This is a genomic window from Bifidobacterium moukalabense DSM 27321 (genome assembly GCF_000522505.1).
Classification (GTDB): domain Bacteria; phylum Actinomycetota; class Actinomycetes; order Actinomycetales; family Bifidobacteriaceae; genus Bifidobacterium; species Bifidobacterium moukalabense.
In genome coordinates this window covers 354,590-367,747 of sequence record NZ_AZMV01000001.1, presented here as the reverse complement: position 1 = coordinate 367,747, position 13,158 = coordinate 354,590, and the positions used below count along the sequence as shown (strand labels likewise).

Annotated in this window: 9 protein-coding genes; 1 reads left to right on the top strand and 8 read right to left on the bottom strand. The window is 57.9% G+C overall.

Annotated elements, in window-relative coordinates:
- Nucleotides 1-91: 91 nt before the first annotated feature.
- Nucleotides 92-1,003: a surface protein A gene (locus tag BMOU_RS01615; protein WP_034874100.1), complete on the top strand. Its 912-nt coding sequence runs from the start codon at nt 92-94 to the stop codon at nt 1,001-1,003.
- Nucleotides 1,004-1,059: 56 nt separating this feature from the next.
- Here the strand turns inward: BMOU_RS01615 and BMOU_RS01610 are convergent, their stop codons facing one another.
- The 8 genes from BMOU_RS01610 to BMOU_RS01575 form a co-directional block, all read right to left on the bottom strand.
- Entirely contained in the window at nt 1,060-2,364 is a 1,305-nt protein-coding gene (locus tag BMOU_RS01610; RefSeq protein ID WP_034874098.1) for a DUF2142 domain-containing protein, read from the bottom strand.
- A gap of 40 nt (nt 2,365-2,404) precedes the next feature.
- Complete coding sequence (locus BMOU_RS01605; RefSeq protein WP_034874096.1) at nt 2,405-3,691, bottom strand: ABC transporter ATP-binding protein; 1,287 nt, start codon at nt 3,689-3,691, stop codon at nt 2,405-2,407.
- Nucleotides 3,691-4,527, bottom strand: coding sequence for an ABC transporter permease (locus tag BMOU_RS01600; RefSeq protein ID WP_034874094.1), 837 nt, complete (start codon nt 4,525-4,527; stop codon nt 3,691-3,693). The genes BMOU_RS01605 and BMOU_RS01600 overlap by 1 nt, the downstream gene beginning before the upstream one ends.
- 73 nt (nt 4,528-4,600) lie before the next feature.
- Complete coding sequence (locus BMOU_RS01595) at nt 4,601-5,677, bottom strand: NAD-dependent epimerase/dehydratase family protein (RefSeq protein WP_081738448.1); 1,077 nt, start codon at nt 5,675-5,677, stop codon at nt 4,601-4,603.
- A gap of 26 nt (nt 5,678-5,703) precedes the next feature.
- Nucleotides 5,704-6,411: an IspD/TarI family cytidylyltransferase gene (locus BMOU_RS01590; RefSeq protein ID WP_283202113.1), complete on the bottom strand. Its 708-nt coding sequence runs from the start codon at nt 6,409-6,411 to the stop codon at nt 5,704-5,706.
- A 57-nt stretch (nt 6,412-6,468) separates the two neighbouring features.
- Nucleotides 6,469-7,617: a LicD family protein gene (locus tag BMOU_RS01585; RefSeq protein WP_235143637.1), complete on the bottom strand. Its 1,149-nt coding sequence runs from the start codon at nt 7,615-7,617 to the stop codon at nt 6,469-6,471.
- A 96-nt stretch (nt 7,618-7,713) separates the two neighbouring features.
- Nucleotides 7,714-9,585 (bottom strand): glycosyltransferase family protein, encoded by a 1,872-nt coding sequence (locus tag BMOU_RS01580; protein ID WP_034874090.1) that lies wholly within the window; start codon nt 9,583-9,585, stop codon nt 7,714-7,716.
- An 84-nt stretch (nt 9,586-9,669) separates the two neighbouring features.
- Nucleotides 9,670-13,086: a glycosyl hydrolase 53 family protein gene (locus BMOU_RS01575; protein ID WP_034874459.1), complete on the bottom strand. Its 3,417-nt coding sequence runs from the start codon at nt 13,084-13,086 to the stop codon at nt 9,670-9,672.
- Nucleotides 13,087-13,158: the final 72 nt, after the last annotated feature.

Sequence of the window (13,158 nt, the reverse complement as noted above, 5' to 3'; positions counted from 1 at the left end):
AGCCATTGTTTTTGCAGCGCATGAATGGGGCTACCATGGGCTGTAATGGCATTCCAAAGGCGGAATGCCGCGTATGAGAAAGAGGAGCAATATGAGAAAATCACTGGTAACGACCGTTGTCGCAGGCGCACTGGCGTTGTCCATGGCCTTTGCAACCACCGCATTCGCCGATCCGGCGGGAGTCGTCGATCCGCCATCCGCCAACTATACCGGTTGGGTGAACGCGAACGGGAACAAATACTGGTTCGATAACGGAGTCATGGCCCGCGGCAAGGAGATTTTCGATCCGGGAAGCAATGCATGGTACTGGCTGGACGACGACGGCATCATGGCGCATAACAAAGACGTGTACCTGCGTTCCAACGGAGGCAAGTGGGTGCGCTACGACGCCGACGGCCACATGATCAAGGGCGAGCAGTACTCCACCGCGGCCGGCCATGTCGGCTGGTACTACTTCGACCCGGTCACCGGAGCCATGGCCAAGGGCATGCGATATGTGCCGTCCAACGGCGGCAAGTGGGTGTACTACGACTGGATCACCGGCATCATGGCCCACGGCGAACGGTTTGTGAACTATGACGGCGATCACACCGGCTGGTATCTGTTCGACCAGGTTACCGGCGCGATGTTCCACGGTGATACCTACATCCGCTCGAACGGCGGCAAGTGGGTGCGTTACGACCGAGTGACCGGCAAGATGGTCAAGGGCCTGCATTACCAGGACGGCGCGTACTACTACTTCGACCAGACCACCGGAGCGATGGCGCACAGCCGCGTATGGGTGCCGGAATGGAATGCCTACGCAACATTCGATTCGGTCACCGGCCGCCAGGTGAGCGGCAATTCGAACTCCGGCAATACCGGAGGCAACACCGGCAGGAACATTCGCGGCCAGTGGTGCAAGTCCAGCGAGCAGGGCAAGCAGAAGACCGACGGCGACGGCACCCTGATCGTCTGTGAGTGCCGCAACGGCAACAAGCGTCCTCACTGGTACGCCAAGTAGTCGCAATCCATAAAAACCAATGGAGTCGAAGAATTCTTCGACTCCATTTTTGTTTGTCACTTCCAGTCAACGAGGAACGAGATCGCGATGCCGAAGTAGGAGAATACCGTCAATGCGATCACCGTCGCCACGTATACGGTCCTGTTCCGCACGCCGGAGACCAGTCGTGGAACCAGCAGAAACAGCAGTGGCAGTATCGGCACGAAATAACGGTTCTGTATGCCTGAAGCGTATCCGCTGGATTTGCCGGCCCATGCGATCAGCATGGCCGTGCAGGTCGCCGCGAAGTATGCGCAGCTCACCAATGCGGGAACGGTGAGCTCCTTCCAACCCTGCAGATGCCGTTGCGAAGCGCCGACGATCACCAGGATGGCGATGGCGAGCAGCACCGGGATAACGACGGCGTTGGCCAGCTGCACGGCTTCGGTGCCCGTGAAGAACTGCAGATTGCGGCTGGAGTTGACCAATCGTCCATTGATTTTCTCCGTGTCCACGGTCAACGGTTCGAAGAATGTCTGGAACCAAGAGCCGATCAATGAGAATGGATCGGAGATCATCTGGCTTTTCAGCTGGCTGATCTGTTCGATGCTGGCATGACTCGGAGCGGTGGCGATGTGCGAAACCTTGCGGTTCCACATCGCCATGGAGGCGATCGCCGTCACGATCGGCAGGAACAGGGCCACCTTCAGCGGCATCCTCTTCGCCTTGCCCAGCAGCACAAGCACGAAGAACGCTATAAGAATGCAGGTGATCTTGACTTGGCCCAGCATCGCGGCCAATACCGACAGTATGACGATATGCAGCCACCCGAACCGGGCGCTTTGGTAGCAGCACAGCACCACGGCGATGAACAGCAGCGAAACGCTGTTGATCATCGCATCGGCCGTCGGGAACGTCAATGAGAAGAACGTCATCGGCAGAATGGCCGTGGCAAGAATCGCATACCGGAACTCGCGGGCAAGATATATCGCCAGGGCGATGATGCCGGAAGTTATCAGTAATGTGGCGATGCTTGAAGTTTTGTAGTCGCCTCGAATAATCAGGCTTGGAAGGTAGGCGAATGGCGAGTTCACCGCAGTGTTGTTGAACGGAATAATGGTCCCATTGTCATTCTTGACCACCCATTCGGGAAAATCAGGGGACAGCTGCGGCACAATCGTTCCGGAGCGCAGTTGTTCCACACGAAGCCAGTGGGCCGTTGAATCGTTCTGATATGAGTATTTCCCGGCGGAAATGACCGTCAGGCCCGTCACCACGGTCAGCAGCCAATACAGTATGGCGCTGATTGCCGAAAATCTTGGCACGGTCTTACCCGTCGAATCTTGCTCCGAATGCTTGGTGGAACCGTGCCGTGCGCTCATAGGGCGTGCCTCACTACTTATCGTCTCGTGGCAATTATAGTCAGGCCGGCTCTTTTTCCACTTGGGAATCATCTAATGGCTCAATTGTCAAAGCCCTGTCGCTGAGAAGCGCATACTCACGATTGCGGTTATCACGGATCACAAAGCTGCAGGCGTTGTCGTCGAGGGCGACGCCGACGGCGTCCGTACCCTTCGGATCGCTTGGGCTTGGCGTGCGCAATGACGTAATCAGACGGAATTCGCCGTTATTGAACAGATTCAGCGGCATTTCGAAATGCACGGTCTGGTGACCATGCCGCTTCATTTTGAGCACTTTGGCACCGGTGTCGTAGGTGATGCCGCCACGTCGGATATCATGCAGCGCGATGGCCAGGTAGAAGTCTCCCGGCTCGTCATACTGGTACTCCACGTCGAATTTGAACGTGTCCGCACTGGAGCAGACCTTCGGGGAGACCGCAATGGTCTTGAGCAGCGGGCAACGCTCGTTCAAGCCGTTCGGGTAACCGCCGCGTTCCTCCTGGCGCTTGCGTTCGGCTTTCTCTTCGGCCTCCAGATTGGCCAACGTGTACTGCTGCGACACGGTTTCCGGGTCGCCGATGGCCTCCACCTCGCCATCCGCGATCATCATGGCGCGGGAGCAGTATTTCTTCACGGAATTCATGTCGTGGGTCACGAGAATGACCGTCTTGGACGGATCCTTCTTGATCTCGGTGAAGAAAGCGTCGCACTTGCGCTGGAACGCCTCATCACCGACCGCAAGCACCTCGTCGAGCACCAGAATGTCGCCCTGGGCCTTGATGGCCACGGAGAACGCCAAACGAACCTGCATACCGGACGAGTAGTTCTTCAGCTTCTGGTCCATGAATTCTTCGAGTTCCGCGAATTCGACGATGTCGTCGTACATCGCTTCGACTTCCTCATGGGTGAAGCCGAGCAGGGAACCGTTCAGATACACGTTCTCACGGCCGGTGAGCTCCGGGTTGAAACCCACGCCCAGTTCGATGAACGGCACCAGCTTGCCCGTAACGGCGATCGAGCCGTTCTCCGGGTAGTAGATCTGCGAAATCAGCTTCAGCAGCGTGGATTTGCCGCCGCCGTTCCGGCCGACAATGCCGAAGAACTCACCCTGATGCACCTCGAAGCTGATGTCTTTGAGCACTTCCTGCTTCTTGTAGCCCTTGATGCCCTTGGTCCAGTTGATGAACGCCTGCTTAAGGCCGGTGGCCTGCTCCGTCGGCAGTTTGAAGCACTTGGATACGTGGGTTGCCGAAAGCACCACCGGATTCTTCATATAGTCGATCTTCTCGATCATTTCCTCATCGGACATCACATGACCTCCGCGAACTTGCGGCTGTTGCGGCGGAACAGATAGACACCGAGCCACAGCAGCACAACGGTAAAGACCAGCGGGAACAGACGAATGCCCCAATTGCTGAACTGATTCCAGATGGTCGGCTGGGTTTCGGGGGCGATGAAATTATGGCGAATATCCTGAATCGTCTGCGCGAACGGGTTCAGCAGCTCCAAACGGGCCAGATCGGCAAGCACTCCGCCCCGATTGGTCACATAGGTGAGCGGATAGATGATAGGCATGCCGTAGAACACCAGCTGCTGCAACACTTCCCAAATATGGGCGATATCGCGGAAATACACATACATGGTCGCCATCAGCAGGGTCAGCGCCAAGGTGATGGCATACAGTTCCACGATATTCAGCGGCAACAGCACCACACGCCAGGTGAACTGCACACGGGCCACGAGTGCGAAGATCAGCACGACCACCAGGTTGATGGCGAAGCTGATCAGGGCGCCGATGGTGGCGGACACCACCACGATGTAATTCGGGAAATGGATCTTGCGCAGCAGATCGCCGCGGTCCACGACCGAACGCAGACCGATATTGGTCGATTCGGTAACGAACTGCCAGGAGCTGATGCCCAGCAGCAGCACCACCGGGTAGGTCGGCGTGCCGTCCGACATGCGCAGGAACTTACCGAACACCACGTACATCACGCAGAACATCATCAACGGCTTGAGCACCGACCATGCGATGCCGAGGAACGACCCCTGATAGCGGAGCTTGAAGTCGGTCTTGACCAGACCCTGCAGCACGGTCCACGCATAACCGTACCTGTCTCGAATATTCGTCACCAGCTGTTTCACAAGTTGTATCCTACCAGTGCCCGTTCTTAAGCGACATTGTACGTTGGAGAATGCCCCGCATTTCATTACAACGTCATATGCCACGCATCGCACGCAGAGTACGTTCGATTCCCTGCCGGATCGAATACTTCGCCTTCCAGCCCAAACCGGCCAGTTTGCCGCCGTCCATCAGCGCAAGCGTCGCCTTGGAATAGCCTTTGGCCTCCACTTCGTCGGGAAGTTCGAAGCGAACCTTGACCCCGCAGCATTCGGCCACCAAAGCGGCCAGATCACGCAATCGGCAGTCGGACCCGGAATCGGCGATGTTGTAGGCCTCGCCCACCTTGCCCTGGACCATGCAGTACAGCAGACCTGACACGGTGTCTCCCACATAGGCGTAGGAATACCGCTGGGCGCCCTCGCTTTTCAGGATGATGTCTTCACCGGCCAACCCCCTATGCATGAACTGCGACAGCGCCTTGCTGTCATCCGTGTGCAAAGTGGGACCGTACGTACGCGCGATGCGGGGCATGACCGGGCGCACGCCGTACTGTTCACGGTAGGCCTGGCACAACGATTCACCCAAACGTTTGGCCTCCGGATATCCGGCACGCAACGTGTTGGCGTCGATATACCCGCAGTAGCGCTCATCGAACCGTTCCGTATCGCCACGGTTCTGCCCGTAGACCTCCACGGACGACGCGAAGACGAAATCAATGCCGTCGCCACGATGCGCGGCATCGCTCCGGCACACGTAATCCAACAGGTTCTTCAGCCCGATGACATTGGACGTAATGGTGGCGACCGGTTCCGTGGCATAGGCCCGGGGATGCGTGGTGCTGGCCAGATGCACCACGATATCGGCCGGCATATCGGGGCAGGCCCCCGGCACGGACACATCCATCTGCACGGCGTGGAAATGCCCGTCATCGGCATATGGGAAGCGAGCGCGAATGCGTTCGGCGCTTCGCCCGATGGCGATGACATCGCACTGGAAATCCGTCTCGGCATTCCTGCGCATCAGCACGTCGATGAGGAAGGTGCCGATCATGCCGGTCGCACCGGATATCGCGATGGTCTTGCCGTTCAACCGGGACCAGTCGATGGGCAGGGCCGCATAATATGACAGGTCGTCCTGGTAGAGCCGTGATTGCAGACGCTGGTCGGGCAAGGCCATTCCTTTCGACGTTCGGTATGTTATTTCAGCCAGGTATCCTCATCCGCCGTGATGTAGGCCTTGAACAGTTCCAAATCGCCTTTGGTGGTGAGTTTGATGTTCTTGTCCGAGCCTTTGGCGAAGTGCAGGGTTTCGCCGAGATCGACCATCATGGTGTTGGTGTAGCTGGAACCGTGGATGCCGATGTTCTCCTTGAACGCCTTGCGATAGGCCGCAAGAAGCTTACCGTAGCGGTATGCCTGCGGCGTGGAGACACGGCGCAGCTGTTCGCGCGGCACATACTGCACGGTGATTGACGGGTCATCCTGATTGATTACGAAGATCTGCTCGTTGTATGGTAGCGAGGTCACGGCGTTGCCGTACCGCTCGCATACGCGAATCACATCGGTGAGCACATTGGCGTCGATCAGCGGCCGGATGCCGTCATGGATGATGACGATGTCTTCCGGATCGAGCTCATGTTCCAGGTGCTCGACACCGTTGCGGATGGATTCCTGCACGCTGTCTCCGCCGGTTATGATCCACTTGAGCTTGTCGATGTTGAACTGTTTGGCGTAGGCATCGACCATGGTCTGCCAGCCGTCGATGCACACCACTGCGATGGCGTCGACGTCGGGGTGGCGCTGGAAGCTTTCCAGCGTGTAGATGAGCACGGGTTTGTCGAACACGTTGATGAACTGCTTCGGAATGTCCTGGCCCATTCGGGTTCCGGAACCGCCCGCTACCACTACCGCTACGTTCTTTATGGAGTTCACTCTATGCCTCTCGACGATCCGTATTGGAATTCATCGTTCGATGTATTCGCGAATGGTGTTCGCATCCGCCTCCGCCAGGGTATGGCGGTCGACATGCTCGAAATGCAGACCGATATCGTCTGGCAGGGAGAAGATGTCGCCGTACGCATGGTTCAGCAGATACATGTGGTTCGCCGGAACCGGATACGCGCGGTTTTCGAAGTTCATCAGCGGCAGCGGGAAGATGTCGTCGATGGCGCTGATCCATTCGAATCCACTGGGGTGATCCATATTGTCGTAGGCGCGGACGATGCCGGCCGCCTCCTGCCGGGAACAGATCACGCCGGCCCCGCGCATCCTGGCCAGCTGGTCGTCAAACGCCTTCGAGATGAGTGTTCCGGCTTCCGAGTCGGCGGGAACGTACACATTCTCGTTCCAGGCCGCGCGAATCCGTTCATCGGCTTCTGACTCTTCGATGGCGGCCCTTCTGTGTTCCTGCACCTTCAGGAACGTGTCATGGTCGGCCGCACGGACCCAATCGAACGGGAACAGGTCCACGAATCCCGGAATACGGGGGTCTCGCGGGGCGAAACGTACCTGACGGCAATGCACGATGCGGTCCCAGACCACGGTGACCTGATAATCCGGATTCGATGCGAGCGCCTGCTCAAGACGGTCCAGATCGTCGCGCATGATGCCAAGGTCAAGATCGTCATCCCACGGAATGAAGCCGTGATGGCGTACCGCACCGAGCAGCGTGCCGCCGACCAGCCAATACCGGGTGATGCCGTTGGCGTTGCAGATATCCGCAAAATCGTTGAGCATCCTGCTCAGAGCGGCCTGCAGCAGGCCGATGTCGCCTTCCGCTTTCGGCAGGTCGAGAAAGAAACGCTTGCGTGCGTCCAGGCTGGTTTCGCCGGGTCTGCGGTATTGCGCCCAGAATCGGATATCAGCCTTCGATTTTTCGGCGATCTGCGTACGGTACACGGTGTCGGCCAGATTGCGGGTGTCTTCCCCCAGGCCGCGGATGCCGTACATGGCATCGCGAAGTTCGCACAGCATCGATTCCTGCCGCTTCAGCGCCTCGTCGAGGTGGCTGTTCTCCTTCTCCAGATCATCGACCCGATCCATGAGCCTTTGCATGGAACGCTCTGATGGCCAGAAGAGTCTTTCGCGCAATCGCCTCGCTACAGGTGCCATGATCGTTCCTTACTTTGCATAGGGCCGGTAAGGAAAAACAATACCGCATGCACCTCCTATCGAAATGCATGCGGCTCACGTCAACAGCTTGCGGAATCAGTCCATCTTCAGGTAATGCTTCCAATACGCCACCGAGGTCAGTTCGGCGCGTGCATCGGCGTATTCCTTACGCAGACGTTCGATGTTGGCCTTGTAATACTTAAGATCCCTCGCATAACGCTTCTTGATCTGCGCATAGCGGTTCACGTCCTTGGTGCGGATGGCACCCTTACGGTTGTACCAGTCCAAAACCACCAATTTATGTTTGCCGCGGATGGCACCGGCCGGGTACAGCCAGCCCTGCAGCGGGATGACGGCATATCCGGAACCGTTCTTCTTGAGGTAGCGCTGGTTGTTGTCGGTAATCAGGTCTTCCAGACGTTCCTGCAGACTGCGCGGCTTATCGCCGTCAATCAGCTGACGGTCGACGTCTTCGACGCGGAAGCCGGACAGCTCCGGATCCCTGTCGGCCTGCTGCTGAAGGGTCGCGAAGTCGACAAGCTGCTCCTTGTTGCGATTCGCGGCCATGAAGCTCTGTTCGGACTGGCCAGGTTTCCTGATGAACGCCGGTCCCTTCAGGAAGTCCTCGAAAGCGTCCAGGCACAACTCCGCGTTCTCGTAACCGAATTTCTTGAGCTCCAAACGAATATTGTTATGCAGCTCGCGCATGAAATCGGCGTCAGGGGCCATGCCGCACGTCGCCTGGGCGATCATGGTGTTGCGGGTGGTCTGGTAGCGCTCCACGGCGGCGTTGTACCGTTCGAAGAACGACATGTGCCATACGCACAGGCTGTTCATGGTGATGAAACCGGTCTTGCAGCGAATGCCGTACTCGGCATCGTCGCAACGCACGAACACCGGCAGCGGCAGACCGTTCTTCTCGATGACGGAAATCGGGATGCAGCAGTACCACCAGGCGGCGTACATGTTGTTCTTCTGCCACTTGGTCGGCGTATACATCTCGTTGTAGATCAGGTCTTCGAACAGGGTCAGTCGAAGACCCGGCTTACAGCCGGCGAAAGTGCCCTGTGGGGTCATATTGCCGATGTCTTCCCACTGATCCTCGCCGATTTCATAGTTCAGCATGGCGCCGCTGATCATGTCTTCACGATGCTCGTCCTTGAGAATGCGAAGCAGATTGTATGTGCGCTTGATGCTTTCCGGCGATACCGCGACATCATCATCCATCAGCAGGATGTTGGTTGCCTTCGGATCCTGTTCCATCGCGGTGATCATGCCACGGGTAAAGCCACCTGCGCCACCGACGTTGTCGTTCGGCACCACCGTGACGCGGTCGCCGCTGAGCTTGTCGGCGTCCAGGGTACGGCCGTTATCCATCACATACATATGGAAATGTTCGGCGATCGGGTCATCGGAGCCGATGATCTGGTCCTTGACCAAGCCGATATTGCGTTCGATGAACGCTTCCTTCTTGAACGTGGTGGTGGACAGGACGAGTTCGACATCGTTGAGCTCGCCGTCGATATCCAGCTCGTAGTAGCTGTTGCGGATGGCGACGGTTCCCTCGGTCTTGATGAGGAAGCCGATGATGATCATGCCATCGGAGACCTTCAGCGGAAGGTCGACGGTACGCCATTCATCCGACGCTTCCTGCTTGTAGGAGACGCCTTCAACCGGAATAGGATCGTGGGCAAAGGCGTCGCCCATGGTCTGCTGCACCTCGCATGCGGCACCCTTGAGCTCGAGATGTAGGGTGAAGCCGGTCGCACGCGTGTAGCGCTTCAGCTTCATTACGGATAGCGAGTTGAAATATGTGCTGAAATCAAAGGTTCCAGCGGTAAACATCTTCCACTCGCCGAGCTGTTCGTCAAAAACGACCGGCTGGTCAGAACGGCAGTACAATGCCGGATAGGCGACAGAACGAGGATTCGTCTCCAACAGTATGTTCGCGAATTTCATCGAAGTCATACGTCATAGGATACTGGTAGGCCCTGAAGAGCACATACGGGTGTGCGCTCCTGAGAACGCACACCCTCCATATGCAGTCGCCCGTCACCCTCGACCGGTCACCTTGTCGAAATAATGCCAGGCATGCCATTCGGGAACCCAGGCACGACCGTGGGCCATCTTGCCGGTGTACTGGTCGAAGTAATACCAGGCGCCGTTACGGCGGTCGAGTCCGTGCACCATGATGCCGGTCACCGGGTCGTAACGCACCCACTTGCCGCCGTTCGAGCGGATGTAGGTGTCGCCGTGGTACATCGCGCCGGTGGTCTTATCGAACAGGTACCAGCCGGTATGCGCCTTGTCGTAGTTCACGAACTGCTCGCCGTGGGCCATGATGCCGGTGATCCAGTCGTAGTACACCCACTTGCCGCCATTGGACGGCAAGTACTTCATGCCCTTGGCCATCTCACCGGTGACCGGGTCGAAGTAGTACCAGCCGACATGGCCGGCCTTGGTGGAGTACTGTTCGCCCTTGACCATATGCGAGTTTGCGTCGAAACGCACCCACTTGCCGCCCTTGGAACGGTTGGATTCGTCCTTCGGAATGAACACGTCCTTATCGCAGGCGATGGTGCCGTCGGCATCGGCCCAGTACCAGGCGTTGCTGTCCGGGTCATAGAATGCGTGGCTACGCGCCATACGACCGTTGTCGTACCAGTGGCGCACACGGCCATCCATCACCCAGCCGTTCTTCTTTTCGGGATTCGCCGTCGTGCTGACGACCTCCTTGAACGCCTTCAACGACTGCAGCGGATTGCCATGATCATCGAACACCGCCTGATTGTCCCAACCCGAAGCGCTCCACGCATCGTATTCGGTACTGCTCGGATCGTTGTTCTTGGCGTAGGAGCTTGCCCAGCCAGTGGCCGCATCGTTGGCATAGGCCTTGTTGATGGCCCAATGGTTGGTTCCGGGAACCACTGCGAGCCATGCCGGCTCCCAGTAGAAGGCGCCGAGACCAAGGCCCGTGCCACCGTCGGCGGAGGTGACCGTCTCCAACGTATCGTGGATCACGTCGGCCTGCCCCTGCACACTCACCTGATACGGATATTTGTTGTTCTTGTTGGTGTCGGTATTCGGGCCGGAAAGATTGTTCGGACCGCCGTCACTATCGTTCTCGGTGAACGGATAGCTGAATTCGACGACCGCGAATTCCTTCTTGTACTTTTCGGTGACGACCTGCTCCAGCTTGATGAGCGCGCCCATCGGATCCTTGTTGGCATCGGTACCGTCCGATCCGGAGCTCCAGAACGGATAGTAGGTGCTGCCGTACACGTCGTAGTCCAGCTTGTATTTCTTGAAGTAGTTCAGCGCGAAGTCAGCCGAGCCCGAATCCGTGTACATGAAGTGCACGGCCACCTTGGTGCCCTTCGGGGCATACTGGCGAATGGCTTTGGAACCTTCGTTCATCAAATCCACGAAGTTCTTCCACTCCTGGTCCTTGGCGTTGTCCCAGTAGCTCACCGTCACGCCGCACAGGCCGCTGTTCGACTCATTGCCGAGCTGCACCATGCCGAGATCCACGCCGTTGTTCACCATCGTCTGCATCACGTTCTTGGTGAAATCATGCACGTCGGTCTTCAGCTGGTTGAGATTGTGGCCCTTCCATGCCTTCGGCGTACGCCACGAAGAGGCATAGAAATCGTTGTAATGCAGGTCGAGCAGCACCTTCATGCCATACTGCGTGGCCTCCTTGGCCATACGGGTCACGGTGTCAAGATCGTCGGTGCCACTGCCGTAACTATTGCCGTTCTCATCATACGGATCGTTGAACAGGCGCAGACGCACCCAGTTCACGCCGTTGTCATGCAGAATCTTGAACAACGGCTCCTCTTGCCCGTTGAAGTTCTTGAACCGCACGCCGGCCTTATACAATGCCTCATAGCTGGACACATCGGCACCACGGATGGTGTCTTCGGTCACCGTGGACACCTGCTCCACCGAAGCGGTCTGCTGGGAAGCACCGGTGTCGGCACCCGTCTTGTACGGATCGTCGGCGGTCGGCACCATATCGGCATCTGCCGGATTGGCCGCCGTCAGCTGGCCGAACACCTTCAGTGATTGCAACGGCTGGCCCAGATCATCGAACAAAGCCGCATCGTCCTGCTGGCTGGCCCCGCCGTTGCCGGCATAGTCGACATAGCCGGACGCATACTTGCTGGCCCAACCGGTACCGTATTCGTTGGCGGCGTTCCAGTTGTCGTCGGCGTTCCACAGGCCGCCCTTCACCGCGATCCAAGTGGCGTCGCCGTAGAACACGCCGGCGCCATTGGCATTGTTCCTCGCGGACACCATGGCCTTGTACAGGCTGCGGATATAGTCCGCCTGGCCTTGCGGGCTGAGCGTCTTGCCGTTCTGCTTGAGATCGCTGGCCCCGCTGGCGTTGCCTTGCCCATCGCTGTCATATTCGGTGAATGGATACAGCACGTCAAGCACCGCCATGGATTTGCCGTATTCTTCGGAAATCATCCGGCGGGATTGTGCCAGGCTGTTCAGATCGTCATACGCCGCATAGACCTTGGTGCCGATCACGTCGTAGTCGACCTTGTAGTACTTGAGCATGTCGACGTACGTGGTGGTCAGCGTCTGGTCCACCGACGAGCATCCGACCGCGATCCTGGTGCCGGCATCGTTGGCGCGAATCGCCTTGCCGGCGGCGCTGATCAGCTGGGCCATGGGCTTCCAGTCATCCTGACCCAGAAAACCGCCCTGCAGATCCTTCTTGTTCTTGCTGTCCTTGTAGTACGGCGAGCTGATCTCACTACCGATGGTCACCATGTCCGGCGTTACGCCTGCGGTCTTGAGCTTGGAAAGGGAGTCGGCGGTATAGCCGCTCACCTGATCGGTCAGCTTGGTCAGATCCGTAGGCCAGCCCTTCGGTAGCTTCTGCACGGTTTTCGACGTGTAGAAATCGGAGTACAGGAACTGGATGTTGACCTTCAGACCGTTGGCCTGGGCCACTTTGGCGGTGGCGATGGCATTATCGAGTGTCGGATTGCCGCCACCGTACGTGTTGCCGTTGCCGTCTGCGGGATTCACCGCGACCTTCAGCAGCACATAGTTGATTCCGGAGGATTTCAGCAGCTGCATCATAGCGTTGTCGTCCAGATCATTGCCGTCGAAATCCTTGAAGGCATAGCCGTTCTTGGCGGTTCGCGCGGTTTTCATGACCTGATACGAGGTAAGGTTCACGCCGCGCACGGTATCGTCCTGCATGGAGGAGACGCCCGCCACCTGTGCCGGCTGATCCTTGACCCCGGTATCCGTTCCGTTGTTCCATGGAGCCGGATACGAGGAATCCTCCGCAAGTGGAGCGATGTCGGATTCGTTCTGTGTGGATTCCTCCAGCAGCCGCTGTTCCTGGCCGGCGCTCTGTTCGGCCGCCTCGGCGCGCAGCTGAGTGCTGGTATGGATATCATCGTTGTTCGATTGCGCATCCTGAGCGAACGCTCCGGTAGGCATGCACATCACTAGAGACACCGTTGCACCAATAAGCGCAGCGGTCGCTCTCCTTCTCTTCATTCGGATTCCCCT

Coding starts and splice junctions, on each gene's coding strand:
- BMOU_RS01615 (WP_034874100.1), top strand. CDS start 92: ATGAGAAAATCACTGGTAACGACCGTTGTCGCAGGCGCACTGGCGTTG.
- BMOU_RS01610 (WP_034874098.1), bottom strand. CDS start 2,364: ATGAGCGCACGGCACGGTTCCACCAAGCATTCGGAGCAAGATTCGACG.
- BMOU_RS01605 (WP_034874096.1), bottom strand. CDS start 3,691: ATGTCCGATGAGGAAATGATCGAGAAGATCGACTATATGAAGAATCCG.
- BMOU_RS01585 (WP_235143637.1), bottom strand. CDS start 7,617: ATGGCACCTGTAGCGAGGCGATTGCGCGAAAGACTCTTCTGGCCATCA.
- BMOU_RS01580 (WP_034874090.1), bottom strand. CDS start 9,585: ATGACTTCGATGAAATTCGCGAACATACTGTTGGAGACGAATCCTCGT.
- BMOU_RS01575 (WP_034874459.1), bottom strand. CDS start 13,086: ATGCCTACCGGAGCGTTCGCTCAGGATGCGCAATCGAACAACGATGAT.